21 protein-coding genes are annotated in these 22,323 nt (G+C 45.2%); 6 read left to right on the top strand and 15 right to left on the bottom strand.

Annotation, left to right across the window (positions count from 1 at the left end):
- The first annotated feature begins 45 nt into the window (after positions 1 to 45).
- Entirely contained in the window at positions 46 to 567 is a 522-nt protein-coding gene (gene copI, locus LNL84_RS04755; protein WP_244355542.1) for a copper-resistant cuproprotein CopI, read from the top strand.
- A 381-nt stretch (positions 568 to 948) separates the two neighbouring features.
- On the opposite strand, the gene LNL84_RS04750 is transcribed toward copI, so the two are convergent.
- The 6 genes from LNL84_RS04750 to LNL84_RS04725 all read right to left on the bottom strand — a co-directional run bounded on the left by LNL84_RS04750 (position 949) and on the right by LNL84_RS04725 (position 9,697).
- Complete coding sequence (locus LNL84_RS04750) at positions 949 to 2,322, bottom strand: patatin-like phospholipase family protein (RefSeq protein WP_244355541.1); 1,374 nt, start codon at positions 2,320 to 2,322, stop codon at positions 949 to 951.
- Positions 2,322 to 3,155: a hypothetical protein gene (locus LNL84_RS04745; protein WP_244355538.1), complete on the bottom strand. Its 834-nt coding sequence runs from the start codon at positions 3,153 to 3,155 to the stop codon at positions 2,322 to 2,324. The genes LNL84_RS04750 and LNL84_RS04745 overlap by 1 nt, the downstream gene beginning before the upstream one ends.
- Positions 3,156 to 3,210: 55 nt before the next feature.
- Positions 3,211 to 4,407 carry a sodium/glutamate symporter gene (gene gltS / locus LNL84_RS04740; RefSeq protein WP_244355536.1) on the bottom strand — a complete coding sequence of 399 codons (1,197 nt, stop codon included), beginning with the start codon at positions 4,405 to 4,407 and terminating at the stop codon, positions 3,211 to 3,213.
- 204 nt (positions 4,408 to 4,611) lie between these two features.
- Positions 4,612 to 5,286: a hypothetical protein gene (locus LNL84_RS04735; RefSeq protein ID WP_244355534.1), complete on the bottom strand. Its 675-nt coding sequence runs from the start codon at positions 5,284 to 5,286 to the stop codon at positions 4,612 to 4,614.
- A 272-nt stretch (positions 5,287 to 5,558) separates the two neighbouring features.
- Positions 5,559 to 8,609, bottom strand: coding sequence for an efflux RND transporter permease subunit (locus tag LNL84_RS04730; RefSeq protein ID WP_244355532.1), 3,051 nt, complete (start codon positions 8,607 to 8,609; stop codon positions 5,559 to 5,561).
- Positions 8,609 to 9,697 carry an efflux RND transporter periplasmic adaptor subunit gene (locus LNL84_RS04725; RefSeq protein WP_244355530.1) on the bottom strand — a complete coding sequence of 363 codons (1,089 nt, stop codon included), beginning with the start codon at positions 9,695 to 9,697 and terminating at the stop codon, positions 8,609 to 8,611. Before LNL84_RS04725 ends, LNL84_RS04730 begins: the two co-directional genes overlap by 1 nt.
- 217 nt (positions 9,698 to 9,914) lie before the next feature.
- Between LNL84_RS04725 and LNL84_RS04720 the strand changes: the two genes are divergently transcribed.
- Complete coding sequence (locus tag LNL84_RS04720) at positions 9,915 to 10,280, top strand: hypothetical protein (protein ID WP_244355529.1); 366 nt, start codon at positions 9,915 to 9,917, stop codon at positions 10,278 to 10,280.
- Positions 10,281 to 10,409: 129 nt separating this feature from the next.
- Here LNL84_RS04720 and LNL84_RS04715 read toward each other — a convergent pair whose 3' ends face one another.
- Positions 10,410 to 11,840, bottom strand: coding sequence for a DUF3943 domain-containing protein (locus LNL84_RS04715; protein ID WP_244355528.1), 1,431 nt, complete (start codon positions 11,838 to 11,840; stop codon positions 10,410 to 10,412).
- Positions 11,841 to 12,140: 300 nt separating this feature from the next.
- The gene (locus LNL84_RS04710; RefSeq protein WP_244355527.1) at positions 12,141 to 13,076 is read right to left on the bottom strand and encodes a LysR family transcriptional regulator; all 936 of its coding nucleotides are present in this window, start codon (positions 13,074 to 13,076) and stop codon (positions 12,141 to 12,143) included.
- A 325-nt stretch (positions 13,077 to 13,401) separates the two neighbouring features.
- On the opposite strand from LNL84_RS04710, the gene LNL84_RS04705 reads away from it, so the two are divergent.
- A complete protein-coding gene (locus tag LNL84_RS04705) occupies positions 13,402 to 14,628 on the top strand; it encodes a M28 family peptidase (protein ID WP_244355526.1) in 1,227 nt (408 codons plus the stop codon).
- 40 nt (positions 14,629 to 14,668) lie between these two features.
- Here the strand turns inward: LNL84_RS04705 and LNL84_RS04700 are convergent, their stop codons facing one another.
- Both LNL84_RS04700 and LNL84_RS04695 read right to left on the bottom strand, forming a co-directional pair.
- Entirely contained in the window at positions 14,669 to 15,667 is a 999-nt protein-coding gene (locus tag LNL84_RS04700) for a succinylglutamate desuccinylase/aspartoacylase family protein (protein ID WP_244355525.1), read from the bottom strand.
- A 54-nt stretch (positions 15,668 to 15,721) separates the two neighbouring features.
- Complete coding sequence (locus tag LNL84_RS04695; RefSeq protein WP_244355524.1) at positions 15,722 to 16,183, bottom strand: exoribonuclease R; 462 nt, start codon at positions 16,181 to 16,183, stop codon at positions 15,722 to 15,724.
- A gap of 262 nt (positions 16,184 to 16,445) precedes the next feature.
- Between LNL84_RS04695 and LNL84_RS04690 the strand changes: the two genes are divergently transcribed.
- The gene (locus LNL84_RS04690) at positions 16,446 to 17,216 is read left to right on the top strand and encodes an SDR family NAD(P)-dependent oxidoreductase (RefSeq protein WP_244355523.1); all 771 of its coding nucleotides are present in this window, start codon (positions 16,446 to 16,448) and stop codon (positions 17,214 to 17,216) included.
- 62 nt (positions 17,217 to 17,278) lie between these two features.
- Entirely contained in the window at positions 17,279 to 17,515 is a 237-nt protein-coding gene (locus LNL84_RS04685; RefSeq protein ID WP_244355522.1) for a YfgJ family double zinc ribbon protein, read from the top strand.
- A 62-nt stretch (positions 17,516 to 17,577) separates the two neighbouring features.
- On the opposite strand, the gene LNL84_RS04680 is transcribed toward LNL84_RS04685, so the two are convergent.
- The 5 genes from LNL84_RS04680 to LNL84_RS04660 form a co-directional block, all read right to left on the bottom strand.
- Complete coding sequence (locus LNL84_RS04680; RefSeq protein WP_244355520.1) at positions 17,578 to 18,273, bottom strand: DNA alkylation repair protein; 696 nt, start codon at positions 18,271 to 18,273, stop codon at positions 17,578 to 17,580.
- A gap of 3 nt (positions 18,274 to 18,276) precedes the next feature.
- Complete coding sequence (locus tag LNL84_RS04675; protein WP_244355519.1) at positions 18,277 to 18,711, bottom strand: hypothetical protein; 435 nt, start codon at positions 18,709 to 18,711, stop codon at positions 18,277 to 18,279.
- 304 nt (positions 18,712 to 19,015) lie between these two features.
- Positions 19,016 to 19,933, bottom strand: coding sequence for a fructokinase (gene mak, locus LNL84_RS04670; RefSeq protein WP_244355517.1), 918 nt, complete (start codon positions 19,931 to 19,933; stop codon positions 19,016 to 19,018).
- Positions 19,934 to 20,093: 160 nt separating this feature from the next.
- On the bottom strand, positions 20,094 to 20,330 hold the full coding sequence (locus LNL84_RS04665) for a hypothetical protein (RefSeq protein ID WP_244355515.1): 237 nt from the start codon (positions 20,328 to 20,330) through the stop codon (positions 20,094 to 20,096).
- Between the two features lie 137 nt (positions 20,331 to 20,467).
- Entirely contained in the window at positions 20,468 to 21,004 is a 537-nt protein-coding gene (locus tag LNL84_RS04660) for a hypothetical protein (RefSeq protein WP_244355513.1), read from the bottom strand.
- Positions 21,005 to 21,567: 563 nt separating this feature from the next.
- Here LNL84_RS04660 and LNL84_RS04655 point away from each other — a divergent pair.
- Positions 21,568 to 22,191, top strand: coding sequence for a hypothetical protein (locus LNL84_RS04655; RefSeq protein WP_244355512.1), 624 nt, complete (start codon positions 21,568 to 21,570; stop codon positions 22,189 to 22,191).
- Positions 22,192 to 22,323: the final 132 nt, after the last annotated feature.

The raw sequence follows: 22,323 nt of genomic DNA, 5'->3' as shown, positions 1-22,323 counted from the left end.
GCTATTTTAACTGAACATTACACTCTGTAATTTAAGGAAATAAAAATGAAAAAATCACTCATCACACTTAGCCTAGCACTGCTTTCAACCACAGCGTTTGCCGCAAATACGGATCATAGCACCATGGATCATGGAAAAATCGACCATTCTAAAATGGATCATAGCTCAATGATGATGGAGATGGAGGGCATGTCTGCAGTGGGTATGCCAGCAACAGGCGCACAACCTGACAAGGTGATACACATCATTTTAAGTGATGACATGAAAATTACGTTCAAAGGTAATGTCTCCATTGAGCCCAATGACGTGGTGCAATTTGTTGTGATGAATACAGGCAAAATCACGCACGAATTTGCTATCGGTTCAAAAGACGAGCAAACTCAACACCGCGCAATGATGGCAAATATGAATTCACACCATGATCATGACTCAGGTAATGCCGTGACCGTCGAGCCCGGAAAAGCGAAGCAATTGCTTTGGCACTTCCACGGTGATAAAAATGTTGAATTTTCCTGTAATATTCCTGGCCATCATGAGGCTGGCATGACAAAGAGCATCCAACTTTAATTGAACAAACATCGAACTGAACTTTGGCTAAAAATAGGTCGCCGAAGCTCAGTTCGATGCCAAGTATCGATTTCGTAGCCCTAACTTCACCTTCTTCCAAACCGAATTAATCTGTTCACCTGTAGTAAATCTAAATCACTACAACGTCTGTGCAACGAATTCGTTAGGGGATAAACCAGCCCTCCCCAATCACAAAAAGTGGTCCCCTCCTGCATTTGAATCGCTAAGTCGAGCGAGTTGGACTGTACCCGCTTATCTAAACTATCACGCTAAGCAACACTGAAATATAGCCACTTTTTGTCTATTAACATACAGTAGGATCAGGAAAGACAATTATGCGAACGTCAGTACTTATATCGAGAACCCCTTCAACGTATCCAGTTACATCTCATTCTCGATATTGGCTAAACACTGGCTCATTTTACCCTGTAAGCCTGCCTTCAGCGTATCCCAATCAAACTGATTGATGTGTTCAACGACGCTCTGTATCTTTCCAGCTTCTTTGGTTTTATTTTGTATCTGCCAGTAGTCCGGTGGTGTATTTTCCCAGTGCTGATGATCAAGTCCTCTCTGGTAGCCATAGCAGTACAAGTACTGCATGTAGCCTGAGTTAAAAGGTGCGTCAGCCTGAACTTCAGGTATCAAGTGTGGCAAATAGCTATGGCGAAACTCGGACTCAGTTTCCTGAGCCTGTCGGTAGATTTGTGCGATATTACTGCGTCGTTGGTACTTGATCATAGTTTGTATTGAGCGTCCCATAATACCGGTAAAAGAAGGAGTGGTTTCATTCCATTTAGCCGCTAATCGAGTGTTACTGATTACCCAGACTTTGCTGTTGATTTGTGTATCCTCATTGACATCAAGTTGTTCTATCAGTTGCCGTGTATTGTCGACGGCCTCTGAGGTGTCAAAGTAATCTGGCAGAAAAAACACCTGAGAAACCACACCGCCATCGACATGCATTTCATCATAACTGACACCGTCGATATTGACTGAGATTAGCACCGGATTAAACACTCCGGGTATCGATGCTGAAGCGATGATGACATCCTGAAATAGTTCGACTGCTTCATCCCCTTGGTGCATGGCGATTTCGCCCATGTTCCAGATGACTGAGCGCTGGGCATCCAGGTGTGTGGTTTTTACCAGAAACAGTCGCCCTCGCAGGTGCTGATCCTTCACCTTATCTAACACATCTTGATCTATAAACGCTCTCACCATCTGCTCAAACGGCGTGGTATCAATGAGAGACGGGCTGTGAGTGAGAGCCCACAAACCTCGCTTATTGTAAATGTCTTCGTCTGATGTTTGGGTGTACAGTTCTCGCAGTGCCGGATCAAAATCTTGCCCCAAAAACGCATACAATCCGATGATCGCTCCAGTACTAATACCTGTCACCAAGCGGTATTCTGGACGCTGTCCACTGTCAGATAATCCGTTGAGTAAACCCGCACCATAGGCGCCTTCTGCACCACCACCTGAGATACTCAGATAGTCGATAGATTTGGTTTGGTTGCCCAAATCATTCAAGATACTTTTGTCCAGTGGTGTGTTGAGCGAGTGCGAACCCTGACCACCAATGTCATAGCTGTGAGTTAGATCGCCCCAGGTACGGATGTTAGGCTCAAATATCATCTCACCTGACACTTCCATATCAGGTGTGAGTGCATTTCTCTGCAGGCTGGGGGCACACGCAGTCAGTACTGTGGTGAATCCGGTGACGAGAAACATTTTGATCAAGAGTTTGGATTTCATCAAAAGCGCCTCCCCAACGACACCAAGGCTGAGTTACGTTGGCCTAAACCTGCTTCTGCTAACACATCCCAGTCACGGTTAAATGAATACTGAAAACCCACCAATGCATTCCACTGTTGTTCGGTGCGTTGACTCACTTCAAAGCGAGAGCCTTCAAGTAATCCGTTCATGCCTCCAAGATCGAGCCCAAGAGCTTGAATATCTCCTGACAAGTGTTGTTGTACATCTTGATACATGGCACCGACAAAGACTCTGAGCTCCCGACCTCCATCGTATTGCCAACGATGTCCTACTCTTGGCGCTGCGACGAAGGTCTTAATATTGCCATCAATGGCGTCGATGTCCGTTAAGCTGTAATTCAAATCTAATAAAGCAAACCAGTTATCAATACCTCCAACTAAGGTGGTTCCAAGTCCATATGTCATGCCACTCATATCTAAAGTAAACTTAACATCTCCCGCTGAAATGGGTATTCCCAATATAGAGATGGAGTCAATGTTTGCGGTGCTTTGCGCTCGTGTATACCCAAAAATTCCGTACACATTCATAAAGGGCAGTAACCATACGTCTCCACGTAGGGTGACATTGGAGCCTTCAAATTCCGCCTTTTTAGCATCGATATCGACGATATCGCCAATCCCGCCTGTTAGGTTGATGTTGTCGATGGTCACCGGATTACTTATGTCCATATAAGAGAGCGACAAGCCATAAGGCTTGGGCAGCGTGTGTCCCCGCTGCGTGGCTTGCTCTCCCCAAATTGGGAAGATGGAATCCTGAGCAAAACTAATCGGCGACAGCATGACGGCTGCGACCAATACGATGAGAGGCTTCATTTTGTTACCTTTCTGATATTTCAATGTAAGAGGTCAACGATGCTAAATCTCGCTGTTAAAAAGCTTGCAGAAACATATTAATAATTAATGCGTTAGCAATATCGATGAAGAATCCACATACCAAAGGTACGATTATGAATGCTTTATGCGCTGCGCCGTATTGTTGTGTTACTGCCGTCATATTGACGATGGCTGTGGCCGTCGAACCTAACGTGATCCCGCCAAATCCGGAGCTGATCACCGAAGACTCGTAGTCTTTGCCCATAAATCGGAATACGACAAAGATGGTAAACAGAATCGATGCTGCGATCTGGAATAACATCACAGTGCCAATGAATAGCATGGTGCTCTGCAGTTGCCACAATTGAAGCCCCATCAGTGCCATGGTCAAGAACATTCCAAGACAAATATCTGAAATAAGTGTCTGACCTAACTGTACGTTCTCACTGATTTTCTTTTTAAGAACCAGAAGCTTAAAGTTACCAATCAAGATACCTGCGATAAGGCAAGCGACGAACATTGGCAGTTGTAGACCCATCTTGCTCAGTCCGGCATCAATAAAATAGCCAAGGATCAGACTGAGGTTCAGCATAAGCCACGCGTAAAGGTAACCGAAGTGATCGAGCTTGACGGTCTGATTGTGACAGACACCGATATCCAGTTGTGTATCACCTTGCGTTTGTAAACGGTGTCTTTTAATCAGGTAATTGGCAATCGGGCCGCCAATTAAACAGGCAAAAATCAATCCCATGGTATTACTTGCCAGACCAACTTCGGCTGCACTTTCCATTCCCATCTCGTTGAATGTCGGCGCCCAAGCCATGGTGGTACCGACACCACCGATTAGAGAGATAGAACCTGCCATCAAGCCCAGAACAGGCTCAAGCCCTAGCATAGTGGCAACACTGATTCCAATACCGTTTTGAATAACGATATACACAATGCTCAATCCGGTAAGAATAAACAGTGGCTTACCGCCTTTAATCAAGGTCGAGAAATTAGCACTTAGACCAATACCGGCGAAGAAATAGAGCAGCAGTGCATCACGCATACCCAAATCAAAGCTAATTGTAGTGTCAAAAAAGGCATAGATAACCGCGACGACAATGGCGCAGGTAAAACCGCCGATTACTGGCTCAGGTATGCTGTATTTCCTTAATACTTCGTACTTTTTTGTCATTAACTTGCCGACAAAGAGAAGGACAATAGCGAAAGTGAAAGCGAGAAATCCATCCACTTCAATAATATTCATTTTATTTACCTTGGTTTGCAGATCTTATATAGAGAGAGACTAAGAAAAACGAATGGCCATCATGTAAAAGAATGTTAAATAAAGTAAGAACATGACGGTTATTTTAACGTATTTACTAATTCTGGGTATTTTCACAAGAAAAACACTTTTCATTTTTTAACGAAATGAGCAGTGAGGCCTGAATTAATTCAGGCCTCGATATAACTAGAATCCAAATGAATATTTAACTAATGATAGGTTGTCACCATGTTCGCGTTTATATTCATAAGCTAAGCTATGATTGTTCATAAAAGTGTAACCTAAGCTCGCTTTTACATCCCAACCTCGTAGGCTTTCGTTACCCTGTTTGGTTTTGAGGTCGTTGTAGCTGTAGCTGTACGTTGGTGCTACGCTTGCCCAAAGGCCTGATGATGTGTTGTAAATCGCGTTCAGTGTCAGGTCACTGTAGTAGGCGCGATTTGACATCTCGTTGTGCGTCATAGAACCCACAGATAGCTCAGGAATGAATGAGAAACCAATGTTATTTCCAAATAGGTAGTGCGCTGAAATTTCTGTAGATTTTGCCGTTAAGTTCTCATTCTTGTAGTTCTTATCGTGGTCATAAGCCAGTGTCCAGCCTAGGCCTGTCTTGCTGATTGCACTAAAAGAAATGTTGTGATTGTCAAAGCTTTCTTCGGTGTTGTATTTACCTAGTAGCGCCCAGTTTTGAGACATTTGAGTATCGAATTGAGCAGATAGGTGTGCACCATTAGTACCATAACCAACAGAAGCACCAGTATAAAGTTCGTAAGGGTTAGCAAAATTAACTCTCTCTGATGCAATAGCAGAAGCAGACATTACGATAGAAGCGGCGATAATAGTTAGTTTAGACTTTTTCATTTTTAACTCTCTTTAAAATAAATATTGAATTTGTGTTTTTTCTGATTCCCTTCAATGAGGATAAGTATACGTATTTCATTTTCTAGTGGAATGAATAAGAGCTATTCATATTTGCACGAAGACTATTAAAATTAATTAATCTCCCTGAATCTCTTATGATTTAAGATGGTTTTTTATTGATTGCTTTTTGAAATTGACAAGGTCAAATATATAACCATAGATAAAATAAAAAAGCCTGAGTACGTCTCAGGCTTTTGGGTTAATTAATTGTTTTACGAAACGACTGGGCGCTTGATTCTGAAGAACAGTGCGTAGTTCAGTGGAATAACCAGCAGTGTTAATGCAGTGGCGAACAACAGACCGAACATGATAGTGACAGCCATACTCTTGAAGAACGGGTCTACGAGCAGAGGGGCGACACCCAGTATCGTCGTGGCTGCACCAAGAATAACCGGTCTGGCTCGGCTCATCGCTGCCGAGATTATCGCTTCATAAGGTTGTGTACCCGATGCAATCTCTTTATCTGCCTGGTCGACCAGCACTATTGCGTTTTTCACCATCATACCTATCAGGCTCAGGAAGCCCAGTGTTGCCATGAACTCGAACGGCGTCTGGAATGTAACCAGCCCGATTGCCACACCACACACAGCCAAAGGTACCGTACACCAAATAACCAGAGCCTGACGAATACCGTTAAACATTAACACCACTGCCAGAACCATTGCGGTGAAACCGTAAGGCGCGGATATTTTAAGCCCTTCGTCCGCATCTTTGGCATCTTTGTACTCACCGAACCACTCCAGTTCATAACCTACTGGCAATGGCATGCTTTCGATATCTGCACGAACCATTTCGAATGCTTCTGACGTAAGGATGCCAGCCGCTGGGTCTGCCTGTGCCATGATGGTTGGCACTCGGTCAATACGACGCAGCATTGCGTCTTGCCATTCAACACTTGAGCTTTCAATCAGTTGCTCGACCTGAACAAATTGCCCGATCGTAGCACTGTACACTTTTGCATTTTCAATCACTCGGTCATGATGACGCTCTGACTCTGGAGAACGCACTACTATCGGGATAAGGTCATTGCCTTCACGGTAGACACCGACATTGCGACCTGACAATGTTTGTTGAATCGCCTGGTTTAGCTCTACCGTTGTCAGACCAAAACTCTGCACTTTTTCTGCTGAGTAGACAGGCCTGATGACAGGCACTTGTTGACGCCAGTCATCCTGAATCGCTACGAGTGCAGGTGATTGCTCCATAATGTCTTTTGCTTGTTCGGCTAGTTGTCTCAGCACTTCGCTGTCCGGGCCTTTGAAAGCAACTTCAATCTTTTTACCACCACCTGGGCCTAACATAAACTTCCAGACATTGATGGAGGCATCGGTGTAACGTTCGTTCAGTTCAACATGTAGCTCCGCTATCAGACTCTCAATGACTTTATAATCATCCACATCCACCAACATTTGGGCATAGCTTGAGTTTGGTGGCTCCGGAGAGTAGGTCAACATGAAACGAAGACCGCCTGAACCGATAAAGCTCGTGGTACCAGTGATATTGGATTTTTCCCAAACATCTTTCTCTATTTGCCCCACGATCTCATGAGTACGCTCTATGTCAGTTCCTTGTGGTAGACGAATATCGATTGCAAACTGCTCTCTTTGTGACTCTGGCATGAAGCCCGGTGGTACATGGCTGAAAGTGACAACACCCACTGCAAAAAGACCCACAACGACGACTAAACTCTTTTTTTGGTTATTCAGTACAGCTTCTAGCACTCGTTGATAAGCTGCGCTGATTTTTCCTGGTTTTGATACTTTGTTTGCGTTGACCTTCAGATAGTCGTGGCAAAGCATTGGAGTGACCGTAACAGCAAGCACCCAGCTCAACATCATTGAGTACAGAATTACCCAGAACAACGACCCAGCGAATTCCCCCATGTTCGATGGCGATAGGCCGATAGCGCTGAATGCACAGATACCAACAATCGTACCGCCCAGTAGGGGCCACTTAGTTTCGTTGACAATATCAGCGACGACCTGGTTACGATCGGCATTCGGTTCCTTCTGTAAACGGGTCAATACGCCATCCGTTACCACGATCGCGTTGTCAACCAACATACCGAGAGCAATGATCAGAGCACCCAGAGAAATACGTTGCATGGCAATATCATCAATCAACATGATGATCAGTGTGCCCGCCACGGTAAGGACCAGTACAAAGCCAATGACCAGGCCTGTCCGCACACCCATAAACAGCAGCAGAACAACAAATACAATCACAACAGCGGCAATCAGGTTATTGACAAATTCTGAAACCGAATCACGAACAGAATCAGATTGAATCGAGATTTCGTGCAGTTCGATTCCGTGAGGACGCTGGCTTTCAAGCTCTGTAATTCGAGCTTTTACCGCATCACCCATTTCGACCACGTTACCACCGGATACGTTAGAAATACCCAGGCCAATCGCACGTTTACCGTTGTAGCGCATAAGCGCTGACGAAGGCTCTTCAAAGCCGCGAGTTACGTTGGCGATGTCGGACAGTCTCATGACCGTGTTGTTATCACCAATGGCGATTTGTAGGTTTTTCAGTTGTTCAAATGAGCTGATGCTAGAAACAGGTGTAATGGCAACACGCATGGTATCGGTATTAATACTTCCCGCAGTAGACACCATATTCTGGCGTTCTAGAACGCGATATACCTGCTCGGCAGATACACCGAATTGAGCAAGACGATCGCTTGCGATCTCAACGAAAATGACTTCGTTTTTTTCTGCCAGTGTCGCGGTTTTCGACACACCAGGCACCAGTGCAAGCTCACGACGCAACGTGTCTACGTAATCCTGTAGCTGTTTGTCGCTGTGACCTCGGCCGGTAACGGCATAGAACTGAGCGAACACATCGGCGAAGTCATCATTGACGATGGGCTGACCAGTACCTGGAGGTAAAGAACGTTCGGCGTCACCGATTTTTCTTCGGACTTTGTCCCAGACCTGTTGTAGCTCTGCTTCGTTATTGGAGAACTCACGTTTGATTTCTACCGTGACTTCAGACATGCCTTGTTTTGATACCGAAGTAATTTCTTTCACTTCTTGCAGCGACTGCAGTGCACCTTCCACAACATCAGTGACCTCGTCGGACACTTCTTGCGCCGTAGCACCCGGGTACGGGGTTACGATGACCGCTTGGCGAATGACAAATTCTGGGTCTTCAAAGCGACCGAGTTTCAGATAGCTGATATACCCGCCAATTAGGGTTAGGGCGATCAATACCCAAACGCTGGTGCGTTTGGCTATAGTGAAGTTGGCTATGTTCATTATTTCGCCGCCTTAGTTGTCATTGGTCGAACTTCCAGCCCCTCAGATAAGCCCAGAGTGCCAGCTGTGATGATTTTCTCACCTGCATTAAGCATCGATATGACTTGTACACGATCCCCCACCATGGAGCCTGTTTCAATGACTCTGCGTTGAATAGTGTTGTTCTCATCGACCACCCAAACGTATTGATTACCCAGGTTATCCGGAGAAATCGCAGAAAGAGGAACGGTGATCATGCCGCTTTCTTGCTCTGTTGATATGGAGAAGACGCGCACTGTCATGCCTGGAAGCAGGGTGACCTGTTGGGTATCTTCAAATTTTAAAGTGACGCTATAAGTTCGTGCCGCTGGGTCCGGTTCGGTTTCGAATGTCTTCACAGACAAGTCGAAGGTCCTACCCGGAAATAAAGGTGAGCTGGCGAGAACTTTTCGTGTGCCATTTGGCTGCGCCATAATTCGCTCGGGAACCTGAATCACGACTTCAAGTTGGTTTAAATCGTGGATGGAAACAATGGCTTCGTTGCTTTGAATCTGGGTGTAGTTGTCCACCAGCTTGCGGCTAACGATTCCGTTAAATGGCGCTCTTAGTGTGGTGTCATCCAGACGACGCTGGGCATCTTTCAATTTACTTTCTGATTGTTGATAGCGAAGCTCAATTTCGTCCAGCTGGCTTTTTGAAATCGCTTGTTTGCCGTTGTAAAGCTGCAAAGCTCGCTTGTATTCTGTGTAGGTATTCGCTAGCTCATTCTTCGCTGCATTTAAGGTGATCTCTGCGTCAACCGAGTCAAGTTTTGCGATAACTTGCCCCTTAGAAACCTTGTCTCCCTGCTTAACCAGAAGTTCATCCAGACGACCAGAGGTACGGAATGAGAGATCTGCACGGTTAGAAGACTGAACCACACCATTGAAGTACAGGTCTGCCACTGCCTGAGAGGTAACAGTTTCAGTAAAAGCTGGGCGAACGACAGGGGCAGTCTGTTCAGCGTTCTGTTCGCTTTTGCATCCGGTGAGTAGTACCGAAGCAGAAAGTCCAACTGTCACAAGAAGGGGTTTGGTGTTTAAAAGAGCTGACAACATTGGGCGATTCACGGTTTTCTCCAAGGTTTCTTTAAAATATTTAAATTAATTTAGACAGGTTGTGTCTGTTGGCTGGCAGTTTAAAGAATTTGCCTCATCACGCCACGTTTAGCAGTTATTCATATTTGCTATTTGGCTTTTTGCAATAATGAATAACTCCTATTCGTTCAATTTGTAGCAGTTGATAAGTAGGCTAATAGTGAAAATTTGAATGTATTAAGAGGTACAAATGAGCAGTAGGCACACGCTACGGCAAACCTACTATCAAGAATCCATCCATCTCAATGACCGGCCTTATGGTTTACTGGATATTGGTGATGGACCATGTAAAGTGATTCTTGTAGCAGGAATAAATGAGGTTGAGTACGGAACAAATACTGAACTTGGTAGACGAATTATAATTGATATTTCAAAGACTTGGGGGCATGATGCCCAAGCCATGACTAAGCAGGGCTTGGAACAGTTAACTGATGATATCCACCTGTTATTAGACGTGTTTTGGCTAGATTGTGTGGTATTTGATACGACACTTGATGGCCTGGATCTTTCTTTTATAGAAAGTCGACTGGCCGTTCGTCAGTGCAATGAAGTCTGAGTAGAGTTAGCAATGTTTCCACACCAAAAGCTGAGCCTTTATTTAAGGTTCAGCTTTTTTTATCGCGACCACAAAAAAAACGCACCAGAATAAGCAAAGTATTCTGGTGCGTTTTTGATTTGACTTGGTCTATATTTCCCCTTTACCAAATCGGTAAACCAATCGACCCGTTGCAATATTTTCGCTTGCTTTAGCGGATGGTCGGCCCGCGTGTCGCCACTCTGCCTGAAGCGCCCAATTCGGGTGAAGCGCATAGTGTAGACCTGCACCGGCATTTAACTGGAACTGCTTGGTTTTGGTATCTTCATTTTTCAGACTTTCACCAAAACCTGCGGTAACAAATGGGCGCAGTTTTGAATCAGTATTAAAGTAGTAAAGTCCATTTGCACTGTAGCTTTCATACGTTACCGATTGATGTGTTTCTCGGTCATTCAGCGACGCTCGGGTGTAAGTTAGGTGGCCAGAAAATGCAGGGCTGAAGTGCAAGCCAACAGTGAACGATACGCCTGCACCAGGGTCTAGCTCCCAATAGTCCGATGGCTCAACATAACTGGCACCCGCCGAGACTCCCACGATGCTATAGGTAACGGGATCCTCGCTATTTTGAGAGTGGTAACTCTTTCTGGTACGTGAAGAACCCGGAGTCGCATCAAGCGAGTACTGCACTTCAAACCTGAACTGACGCTCTGAAACGCCATTGGGAGTATTTACGTTTTGCACGCCGACAAATCCGGTACCAGCTCTAACGATTTCTCTTCCTGCTATATGGTTAACGCCGTTGCCCAGACTGTCTACTGGGTCTAGCAAGAACAGAGACACATTACCCAGTGACTTTGAGCCCCAGACTGTACCGCCTGTCAGTCGGATCTCCTGTTCTTTATTGTAGGCCCACTCTCCGTATACCCATCCAAGAATAGGGGTAACGAACAGATCCTGAATAGACGGCACCTCCGCAAAGGCTTCGATACCGTACTCCCAGTAGAACGTCGACATCATAGCGGAATAAATAAATGAGTCCCATTGACGGTAACCGGATTTACGTGCCGCTTGATAGTACACACCGCCAAAATAAGGGTGGCCGAGATAATTGATAGCCCAGTCATCTCGATCCCAAGTTGGACCACTGCTAACGTTATCAACCCATTTGCTAAAAAGATCGTCCCCGCCTTTTTCCCAGTTTGTGATTGATTCCGGCATCAGTGCAAGCACACCTGCTACGCCCACTCCGTATGCGGCAATGGACTTTGTTTGCGACCAGAGTCGGGCGCTATCTTCACCATGTTGAGGGGAGAACAGTGACACTCGATAAGGGTTCCTATAAAGGGGGCTGGTGTCTGGAAGTTCTTCCCATGCCGTGTTGGACTTTTCTGGGCTGGTTCTGATTGTAAAATCTGTAGTGTTCGGTTCCGAGAGCTGGGTGAAATCGGTGAGTGACGTTCTCCAATGGTCAGCCAGATCGGAGTGCTGGTGGTCGATATATAATGGGAGTGAATCGGATAGAACAGGAGCGCTTAAAAAAACGGACGCAGTGAGCATCGATATGGTCAGTGTATTCATCATAGTGTTTCTGCTTCTGATATATTTGGATTTATGCCCATCCTTTGCTCATGACGAAATTTCTATTCCTTAAATTCCGGCTATCATTAATGGGCACTTGGCCAATGAAAATCTATGTATTGTTTAGTGCGGTGAGAGTGTAGAGTTGTGACAGAAACAAATGAACGTATATCAGATATTCATAAATGATTTATCAAGAAGACAATTCACTAAATATAATGTGAACTGTTCGCAGAAAGAGAGGTAGCTGCCAATAAAGGCAAACGCGAGAATCTAAAGGTTAAACCCTCGCGAAATGTCAAATTAGCTGACGACAGGCTGCACGATAGAGTTAAAAAAGCTTTGCAGTGTTTGATGTAAGAACTGATTAATAGGGTAACCACGTTTTGACTGGAGATAACAACCGGAAACACTGAATTTCCTTAGTTCTCGTGGAAGTTTCGGTAACGGATAACATTCAAGTTGATCACTATGAGAAAGCAGATAGCTGCTATTGAATTTAATTGCATCTGAGTTGACGAGTTTCTCGACAACAATCGGGATACTGTGTGTCACTAAGCAAATGTTAGGCTCGTACCCTCTGCTGATGTATAGCTCATCGAAAGGGTCGTGTTTACTCTTCATCGCTTCCGCGACCAATTTAATCAAAGGAAGATGGTGAATATCTTCCCAATCACTGGATTGACTCAGGACAGGGTGATCTTTTCGGGCCACCAGACTGACGGCGATTTCAGATAAGTGGTGGACATAAATATCTTGAGGCAACGGGAGGATTGAGTAGTGAATCATGTAGTCCAGTTGCCTGTCGAACAGATGATGCAATGACTCCTCTCTCCAGTAGACCAACTTTATTTTGGCCTTCGGCAGGGCGTTGTTGAGTGCTCGGTATAATCCCGGACCGAATACTTCTAACAGACTGAGTTCCACCGCTATAGACACGCTGCCCTCGAACTCTTGCGGGTCAAACGTCTGATAGGCTTCCAGTACCTGACTGAACGGCTTTAGCATATTATCCGCAGCTTCAGCCAGTTTTTCAGCCAGTTCCGATGGCTCTACGCCATGCGCTTTACGGATGAACAGCTGATCGCCAAAGGTTTCTCGTAACTTTGCCATACCGCGGCTGACGCTGGTTTGAGAGATCCCCAGAATTTCCGCAGCTTGCGAGGTATTGCGAGTTTCTACGACGACACGAAGTAGCTTGAGTAGGTTTAGGTCAAGTTCTTCCAACTTTGATTGCATACAAAACATTTCCTCATAAGTCTTCATTATCATTATGATAGTACAGTAAAAGAAACAGGAATGACGTCCTTAAGTACAGGCGACCTACTATTTTCCTATCCAAGATCAACAATACGCCTTGCTACTCCCTCCTCCCCCTCGTTCTCCACATTAAGAACAGGTTTATTAACCGAAACGGCTCCAATTTAATCCACTTTGGACTTGCAGCCAAAAGCCACAAGCGATAGCGTGTGTGCTTCTCTTACCGCCAATAGAAGTTTGAGTCATCAAAAAGTGAGCTTCATCGGCGAGTGAGGCAGTGGTACACATAGATAAGAGAACAAACATGACAACTAAAATCGAAATAGAGCAAAAACAATCTTGGCAGACCGAGATGCCAAATGAGCAATTTGAATTCATGAAGAAAGTTCTTGCTTCCCCTTCACCAATTGGATTTGAAGCCGCCATGACTTACGGCGTTATTAAGCCAGAGTTTGAGTCTTTTATGCCTGAAGGCTGGGGAATACACCAGTTTAAAGGTAACGCTGGTCTCGTCTTTGATTCTCATCCAGGACGAGATGATCTTGTTAGCGTTATGATTGTTGGTCACGCTGATAAAATTCGCATGCAGGTTCGCAAAATCGACAAAGATGGTAAGGTTTGGATCAATACAGATTCGTTCCTTCCAACGACGCTGATAGGCCATGAAGTGCAAGTCTTCTGTCAGCACCCAGATAAACCGTCGACTTACAAAGTGATCAGCAATTGCACGGTTGAAGCGTTAGGCGCTATTCATTTCTCAACGCCAGCACAACGCTCTGGGGAACAAGGCATTAAGCCAGAGTCGATTTATCTAGAATTGCACACCCACGGTGATAACAGAAAAGCACAGGTAGAAGCATTAGGGCTGCGCGTTGGCGACCCAATCTTACTCGATCGCCCTATTAAACGTGGAGTGTCACCAGACACATTCTACGGTGCGTATCTGGACAACGGTTTAGGTTGTTTCTCTGTTGTAGAAATAGCACGACTGATCGCTAAAGAAGGGCTGGATAATGTTCGCGTGCTCTACACAGTAGCAACTCATGAAGAGATCGGTCGCTTCGGTTCGACTCAGTTAGTAGGCGAGCTTAAGCCAGACGTACTGATTGCAACAGATGTAAACCACGATTATGAAGCGGCACCTGGGATTGGCAGTCGCAATATGAACCCTCTGAAAATGGGAGACGGTTTTACCATCGGCCGTGGTTCAGTGACCTCTGAGTTTTTAGTGAAAGTCATCGAAGAAGTCTGTCGCGAGAAAAACATCCCATATCAACTCGACTTCTCTGGTCGTGATATGGGTACTGACGGCATGGCTGCGGCACTCGCGGGTGTGGACAGCGCAGCGATCAGCATTGGCTACCCGATCCGTAACATGCACACCGGTTCTGAGTCTGCTCATACTGGGGACTTACTTGGCTCGATTCATGCCATCGCCGGTCTACTGCGCCACTTTAATAAATTTAATGATGGCCAAGGCATCACTCACGATGACCTGAAAAACAGCCATATTCGACTTGATCACATCTAATCTTTAAGACCAACACGGGAGCCACTGGCTCCCGCTTTTGTTATTTGATCAGCCTGACGATTAGGGAACCCGGCGCCCTTACCGATTCAACATTATGACTGATCACTACGCCCTCTGACGGCGCGTAATAGTGCTCAATTTCATCCCCAAAGCTGTTGTATTGTGTCGCAACTCTCTGCCCTTCGCTTACTTCTTCAAGTAACTGAACATGGCTAATCACGAACCCGCCCTGGCTTGCACGAATACTCATGATCTGCTCCCCTTCTTTACAAGGTTGAGCTTGAGAAACAACCTCACCATCTATCAAGTCATAGGAACGCAAGATATTAAGCAGCCCCTGCACCGCTCGCTCTACCATCGATAAATCGGAATATCGGCCAATACCAACTTCAATAGTGATAGAAGGGATTTCAGCACGGTTATAAACCGTTTCCAAAATACCTGGATCACCGGGATCATTAAGAATGACATCAGGGTTGAGTAATCTCGCCATGCAAATCGCGTCTTCAAGACGATAATCAGCAAAAGCGTAGAGCGGATAAGCCGCACCTGAGGTTTGCGAGTGTAGGTCTATCGCTAAATCTGCGTTGGGCTGCAAGAGGTTTTTCCACAAACTGTGTGCAAAACGGCTCGCTTCATCCCCTGTTGGGTTTCCCGGAAACACTCGATTTAGATTTGATGTGGAACTGTCAGGCGCCGCTGAATGAAAATCACGACTGTGACGCGCGATCCCCGACAAATTGACTGTAGGTACAATGATCACGACACCTGCGTTCACTCTACCAATCAGTTCTCGCGCCAATTGCTGCGCGGTCAAAATGCCGTTTTGCTCATCGCCATGAATACCAGCAGTAATCATGATTTTCTTTCCGGGTCGCGCCCCTTTAAAAACGCGTACAGGTAATGTTTGTGGATGACCAATCGCATCAGTAGCCACTGCAAACCAAAACTTATGCTCTCCTGCATCTAAACCATCAACATCCAGCGCTTGTATAGTGGGATACATAGGAACGATACATTCATTGAGTGGTTTAGACATGACTTCTCCGTGTGAAAAATATCAGGCTATCATAGCCTTAAGTAGCATTCGAGTTTACGATTCTTGTGAGTTTTGCTTTGCGTTAATGCTCGCGTAAGTGTGCAATAAATCGGTGAGTATTTTCACCCAGCCAAAGGCATCGGCCGGAGGGTTGACCAACAACTTTTCTACCTGCTCACAATGCGTTTCTAGGGTGATCGCCTGCTCCAGATTAAAAGAAATGGCATAAAAGTGCCAAAGCACAAGTCGTGTCATTCTTTCACTGTTTTGTTTCGCATTCTCAGATTCATCGAATGCTTGTTGGATTTCGCTTAAGGCAATCGCCGTCATACGCAAACTCGCATCCAGCCTTGCCGACATCATACGTTCTTCGCTATCTACTTCCTCATGCTCAAAAGTGAACAGTTCGCTCATCACATCTTCTGGCACCATTTTACTGATCATTCGAACGCTAAACTCTTCGAGTTCTTGGCGTGGCATTGTAACAAGACAGTTGAAAGTGTAATCACGAAGCATAGGAAGGTCGCTCTAGTTAGCTTTTAAATTGAATCTGCATTTTAAGCGCTGTAGCCAATTTTACCAGCACAGAAGAGAGAAAGATTAGTGAGATAGGCCGATACAGTATGTTACTTGTTCAGCCTACGTATTGAGAAAATAATGTGGTATTCCACCAACAGTAAATTGAAAAGCTGCGTATTGCCAAGCGTTTCATGCCAGGTGATACACAATCAATATCCGTGACTTTTTGCAATCAGTCACTAAGGAAAGTGAAAACAACATGCAAAATCTATTTAGTCTGAAAGGAAAGACGGCACTAATAACCGGAGCATCGAGTGGTATTGGCGCTCATATCGCGAAAACATTCGCCTTAGCTGGGTGCAATGTGATTGTGGCCGCGCGAAGAATCGAGCGACTTGATGCTTTGGTAACAGAACTTCATCAGCAAGGCGCAAAAGCCTATGCCGTTGAAATGGATGTTCGCGACGCAGCATCAGTGCACAGTGCTTTTGAACTTGCCCACTCTCAATTCGGTACACCCGATATTATCATCAACAACGCTGGCATCAGTGGTGAGTTTCAGGCGGTGAGCGATACATGTGAAGAAGACATGGACCGCGTTTTTGACGTGAACTTCAAAGGCGCATGGCGCGTTTCCAAAACCGCATGCGATCGACTGATTGCACAAGGTAAGCAAGGCAGCATTATCAACCTAATCTCTATTGCGGCTCATGGCCATGCTGCTGGCATTTCAAGCTACGCGATGTCAAAAACCGCATTACTTTCATTAACCAAAAACCTGGCACTTGAAGTAGCAGAGCACGGTATTCGAGTGAATGCCATCAGCCCGGGCACATTCCACACCGAGATGACGGAGGCTGAATATGATGATAATGGCAACAACGTGTTTACCGACCTACCGCCCCTGGGCCGGGAAGGTAAGCTCTCAGATCTCGATGGGATGTTCATGTTTCTAGCGAGCGATGCATCAAGTTTTATCACAGGAACTTGTACGCCAGTAGACGGCGGACACCTATTACGCTCACTTTAAAGTGATCCAGAAATATTAATCCAATCACCAGGGCATGAGCCCTGACAATCAAAGGAGGCAATATGAATAATGCAGCTCTAATCTGCCCTGACTGCAACGTTGAAATTCCGCAAGAAACAGGCAATACCTGTAATCAATGCAACACAAAATTTCGCAAAACGCCTTTTTGTTCTGATTGTGGAGAGCAGCTTGAATCTTTGAAAGCGTGTGGCAATGTCAGCTATTACTGTAATGGTTGTAGAATGCAAAAGTCACGTGCCACCATCGATTGGCGTTTGCTCACCGTTTCGACACACTGACCTCACTTTTCTGGCGCTATCTGATACGTAATCGATAGTGCCAGTTAGCTTCGCTATGATTGTTAAGGCGATGAAGGGATATGACCTTGGCTTTTTAGCCACTTTAACCCTTCTCGCTTGGCTAAGCCTTGCAGTTTCTCGGTTTCGATAAACGCAATGACCGCCTCTGCGTCGGTTTTGGAATATTCTCTGAGCACCCAGCCAATCGCTTTCTGAATGAAAAACTCACTATCACTTTTGTTATCTTTAATGAGAGAAAATAGCAAAGGCACGTCGGTATTTTCTTTGTACTTTAATTGATATAGCAAGGTCGTTCGTCGCAACCAAATATTGTCTTTAACACGCCATAATGCGATGTATTTCATCGTCTCATTCGGGTATCTGAGATAGAAACCACCGGCAATATGAGTGGCCAACATATCCACGGTATCCCACCACGATTTAGTGGTGATCCAGCCTTGCAGATCTGCCAACATAGTGACTGGCAACTTTTTCTTCATCTTAATAAGCAGATCGACAGCAACCATTTGAAACTCACGCTGTGGCAAAGACCACAGCTCATCAATCACTAATGACAGTTCATCCACTTCTGGTAACTGAGCGTGAGTAAATAAGTGCTTCATGGCTTCTCGTCTTGGCCCCGACTGAATGCCATAGAACTCAAACTGACCTCGCATGTACGATTTCATAAAGCTGGCGTTTTCGGCGTTCGCTAACGGAGCGAGAGCCTTCTGTGTCTCGACTACCCATTGATGCATCATCTACCCCTTCACCTGAGCCAGCTTCAGATACGAATGTAGTTCATTATTTTTCAACTCGACGGCTGAATGAATGTTGATATTGGCATTGCCAATAACATTGAACGTGTAGCGGTTTTCCGCTTTGATAATTTCAGCTTTGAGGATCCCATTGTCGAGCTTCCAATTGCCCTGTGTTTCAAAACGGTCGAACAGTCGGTATTCAGTCAGTCGCCCGTCACGATGGAAGATCACCTCGGTAACGTAACCCCCGCTGCAGCTTTTGATCCAATGGCAATCTTCAATATCGCCCAACACCAATGCACGCTTTTCACTAAGCCAGTGTTGGTAGTCATTGCTGTGCAGCTCATTGGGACTGAGTTGAAAGATGGGATAAAGAGATTTGGAGCCATGCTCGCGGTGGAAAAGTTGTAATCGTATTGCGTCATCATTACTCATTGCGGAGTGTACCTTCAAAGACATCCATAAAGATGGTGGCTATGGTAAGACAGGTCACAGCCACTATTCCTAGCTCAGCCTTATTTTTGCGAACAGATCTACGTCATCATGCTTTTATCAAGGCTTTGTGGATTTAGATGGAGCAGACTCTTTATATAGTCGCCCCTTCGGCATCCAATAGTCGCAGGCTTGACGTTCCATCGATGTGGGATTGCCCCAGGCACTGCACAAATCCTTTTCTTGCGCAGGTTGTCGAACAAATTGCCGACAGCTACCACAACATATCTTCACTTATTTCTGTCCATTAGATTTCTTTTAAACCAGCACCAAGCCAAGCGGCACCTCGCACGCCACTAGAATCACCATGTATTGCTTTTACAACAGGAGTATCAAACTCGCCGCCAAATGTGTAGGCTTCTATCGCCTTTGGCAGGGCTTTGTAAATACGGTCAATATTTGATGCACCGCCAGCAAGCACGATTACATCAGGATCCAGCACATTGACGATACTTGCTATTGCTTTGCCCAGTCTTTGTTCAAATAACTGCAAAGCGGCCAAAGCCGCTTCATCACCTTGCTCTGCCAGCGTGACGATTTCATGGCCTTTGCGATGCTCTCCCGACATGAGTCGATAGGTATGGCATAAGCCTGTGCCTGACACAAACGTTTCAATGCAGCCTTTTTGTCCGCAATAACAAGGCACTGCCTCAATATGTTCACGATCTTTTTGATCCTGCCACGGTAAAGGGTTATGTCCCCACTCGCCGCCTATACCATTGCCACCACTGTGTACCTGACTATTGATGGCAATACCAGCGCCACAGCCGGTTCCAATGATAATGGCAAACACTGACTGATAACCTTTGCCAGAACCATCAACTGCTTCTGATAAGGCCATGCAGTTGGCATCATTCGCGACTGCAACATGACGATCGAGCTTGGCGCAAAGATCCTTGTCAATGGGTTTGCCATTTAACCAGGTAGAATTGGCATTCTTGACAACCCCCTTTTTGGGAGAAATGGTTCCAGGGATCCCAACACCAACCGACCCCGTTGAGTTCGTCGCTTCTTCGGCATCCAGCACCAAAGTAACAATTGCATCTACCGTGTCAGAGTAGCTGCCTTGGGGAGTCGCCACTCGTTTGCGAAACAATTCCTCACCAGCATCACTTAACGCAATGACTTCTATTTTTGTGCCGCCTAGATCGATACCTATTTGCATGCCGAAATCCTTTTTGATGATTTCTTTAATACTAACCAAACACTGCTATTGCATCTGTGACGCCATTCACCCGCTGGTTATTTACTGTTCAACTGACGATTTCTAGGGGCATAAAAAAAGCGAGTGATAAAAATCACTCGCCTCTTAATGTCATCATTAACTATTTGAACAATTTGAACTCTGCTTTTTTCTTTGCTCTGAATTTTCGGCCTACGTATACCAGACCGATTAAAATGGCCAGGTAGTAAAAACCCTGACTTGCAAAAATGCCAAGATCTTCAAGAGTCGGTAAAGTTACCTGCCAGTCGCCTTGTGACCATTGCTCCACTTTTCCGGAATCAAATGCCATCCAAACGGTCACTGCGATACACGCAAATAAAAAGATCCAGCTTCTCATGTTTTATCCAATCACATTCAAATATTTCAAGCAAACTATCAGTAATTACTCACATTGTCGCCACACAAAACTGTGGAATGAGAGGTCACCCCAACAACCATAGAATTAGTTGGGTTATTTAAATTCACCTTAGTTTACTAAAGCATTAATTTCATTGAAAAAATAATCACATCAGTAAACAGCGCGGTTTCAAAGCCCAACTTTTGGTAATGCAGTGTGAGTGTAGGCGCAAACAAAGGAGTCACACCACCTGCTTGGACGGCATTTTCTTCTTTGGTATAGCCAGTTATGCCGCCAACACGCACACCAACTTTTACCCATGATTTCCAATCCAACTGAGCATGATAAGCAAGAATATACGAACGAGTTTCGAAGCTATTGTGCAACGTAAAAGCTTCTAAGTTCTTGTAGCGAAGTCCGAATATATAGTTATCCTGGTTTCGCCCGGTTGAAGTGAGATGTTCAGACCAGCCTGCAAAGGTAATATCAAAGTTACCTTCTAGTGGGTGCTTCTTGGTTTGAACTTGTTGGGCAGACGTATCGTTAACGGTCTGTTGCTCTTCAGCAGTACGGTCTTGCGCAGGTTTATCTTGGACAGTAATGCCTTCCGCCATCACTATGGTTGACAAGCTTATCAGTAATATCGCCAATATTGCGGGCGTTTTTGAAACCATGGCCACTCCATTTTACCCACTTTTTGTATAACAAAAAGCGCGTTTTTAATCGTCCATGTCAGCTGCGAATACCACGATAATAATTTGCAGAGAAACAATTGGTTACAACATGGTGAACTATTAATATATATGATTTAATCCATATGAAAAGTCATTTTGTTGACCATTTGTTATACATTTTCTCGTCACAGGGAATTGATTGGTGGAATAAGGGTCTCATTATTTTGTGTTCCCATACATTGAAGTGTGCGAACAGCCACTGTATTGCGTCAATCTTTTGTCACACAAAAAGAGGTGTACCAAGCTCCTTTTTACCGACAATTTCACCTCCCAATATCACCTTGCTTTGTGGGTGATTGAGCAGCTTTACCTTGATGCCCTCTTACCCAGGGAAGTCATCGGTTTGTCAATGATTGGAAGCGAGCAAACCCGACAATGTGGGAAATTAAGAAACGTCACCGTACCGCTTTCTAAACACCGCAATCATACAAAAACACTATTGGTATGTTGAGGCTGTTTGAACTAATTTAATAGAGTCTCTTAACACTTTGAAAAGGCTCCAAATGCTACGTTTATCAACTCTTTTATTGGCGATCATCTATTGTATCTCTTTTCCTACCCTGGCAGAAACACAAGGGCCTGAGCCAACAGAGCAACCGCTAATACGCATCAATATGTCACTCGATCTAAAAGGGGTTGAACAATCGATTAATCAATCAAGCGAGTCAATTGAGAAACTGGCGCATTCTTTAACGTTGTTATCCAACAACCAAAGTCTCAATGATGAACAAAAGCAGGTGTTGGTGGACACGATTGTCAATATCAATGAACTAACCGAGCTATCCAAGCAATCATTACAAGCATTGCCAGGGGCTTTAGAGCAGTCACAAAACAGCATTGCCAGCAGCACCAAGCGGTTTGCAGACGACGTTCGAATAAACGTACTGTTGTTGTTGGGAGTAATTGTAGTCGCGATTATCATCGCCTTAATCTGTGCGTACTGGCTGATTTTGCGTCCAATGCAAGGGACTATTCTTTCTGCGACCCGAAACGTGTCAAAGATGGCGACAGCGATAAATAAAACGGCTGAATCATTAGAAACCACCACTGAGAATCAAAAGATTCTCACCGCTAGGCTTGAAGGTTCGGACAGCGCTAAATCTGTAGGCAAAACGTCCAGAGGTTAACTCAGCGGCAACTTGTGACCTCAACACCCTGCAAACACACTGACCCACCATGGTGGGTCAGTGTGTTGCTCATCAGATCATATTGCTCTAGGTGACAGTAACTGTGTCGTCGGTAAAGATAACGAAGGGGTT

Source organism: Vibrio gelatinilyticus (assembly GCF_022836845.1).
GTDB classification, from domain to species: domain Bacteria; phylum Pseudomonadota; class Gammaproteobacteria; order Enterobacterales; family Vibrionaceae; genus Vibrio; species Vibrio gelatinilyticus.
This window is presented reverse-complemented; position numbering and strand designations above follow the sequence as displayed.

Excerpts from the sequence above, each read along its gene's own strand:
- LNL84_RS04700 (WP_244355525.1), bottom strand. The coding sequence starts at position 15,667 with ATGTCTAAACCACTCAATGAATGTATCGTTCCTATGTATCCCACTATA.
- LNL84_RS04745 (WP_244355538.1), bottom strand. The coding sequence starts at position 3,155 with ATGAAGCCTCTCATCGTATTGGTCGCAGCCGTCATGCTGTCGCCGATT.
- LNL84_RS04715 (WP_244355528.1), bottom strand. The coding sequence starts at position 11,840 with ATGATGAATACACTGACCATATCGATGCTCACTGCGTCCGTTTTTTTA.
- LNL84_RS04735 (WP_244355534.1), bottom strand. The coding sequence starts at position 5,286 with ATGAAAAAGTCTAAACTAACTATTATCGCCGCTTCTATCGTAATGTCT.
- LNL84_RS04680 (WP_244355520.1), bottom strand. The coding sequence starts at position 18,273 with ATGCATCAATGGGTAGTCGAGACACAGAAGGCTCTCGCTCCGTTAGCG.
- mak (WP_244355517.1), bottom strand. The coding sequence starts at position 19,933 with ATGCAAATAGGTATCGATCTAGGCGGCACAAAAATAGAAGTCATTGCG.
- LNL84_RS04720 (WP_244355529.1), top strand. The coding sequence starts at position 9,915 with ATGAGCAGTAGGCACACGCTACGGCAAACCTACTATCAAGAATCCATC.
- LNL84_RS04710 (WP_244355527.1), bottom strand. The coding sequence starts at position 13,076 with ATGCAATCAAAGTTGGAAGAACTTGACCTAAACCTACTCAAGCTACTT.
- LNL84_RS04705 (WP_244355526.1), top strand. The coding sequence starts at position 13,402 with ATGACAACTAAAATCGAAATAGAGCAAAAACAATCTTGGCAGACCGAG.
- LNL84_RS04675 (WP_244355519.1), bottom strand. The coding sequence starts at position 18,711 with ATGAGTAATGATGACGCAATACGATTACAACTTTTCCACCGCGAGCAT.
- LNL84_RS04690 (WP_244355523.1), top strand. The coding sequence starts at position 16,446 with ATGCAAAATCTATTTAGTCTGAAAGGAAAGACGGCACTAATAACCGGA.
- LNL84_RS04665 (WP_244355515.1), bottom strand. The coding sequence starts at position 20,330 with ATGAGAAGCTGGATCTTTTTATTTGCGTGTATCGCAGTGACCGTTTGG.
- LNL84_RS04655 (WP_244355512.1), top strand. The coding sequence starts at position 21,568 with ATGCTACGTTTATCAACTCTTTTATTGGCGATCATCTATTGTATCTCT.
- LNL84_RS04730 (WP_244355532.1), bottom strand. The coding sequence starts at position 8,609 with ATGAACATAGCCAACTTCACTATAGCCAAACGCACCAGCGTTTGGGTA.
- LNL84_RS04695 (WP_244355524.1), bottom strand. The coding sequence starts at position 16,183 with ATGCTTCGTGATTACACTTTCAACTGTCTTGTTACAATGCCACGCCAA.
- LNL84_RS04750 (WP_244355541.1), bottom strand. The coding sequence starts at position 2,322 with ATGAAATCCAAACTCTTGATCAAAATGTTTCTCGTCACCGGATTCACC.
- LNL84_RS04660 (WP_244355513.1), bottom strand. The coding sequence starts at position 21,004 with ATGGTTTCAAAAACGCCCGCAATATTGGCGATATTACTGATAAGCTTG.
- gltS (WP_244355536.1), bottom strand. The coding sequence starts at position 4,407 with ATGAATATTATTGAAGTGGATGGATTTCTCGCTTTCACTTTCGCTATT.
- LNL84_RS04685 (WP_244355522.1), top strand. The coding sequence starts at position 17,279 with ATGAATAATGCAGCTCTAATCTGCCCTGACTGCAACGTTGAAATTCCG.
- copI (WP_244355542.1), top strand. The coding sequence starts at position 46 with ATGAAAAAATCACTCATCACACTTAGCCTAGCACTGCTTTCAACCACA.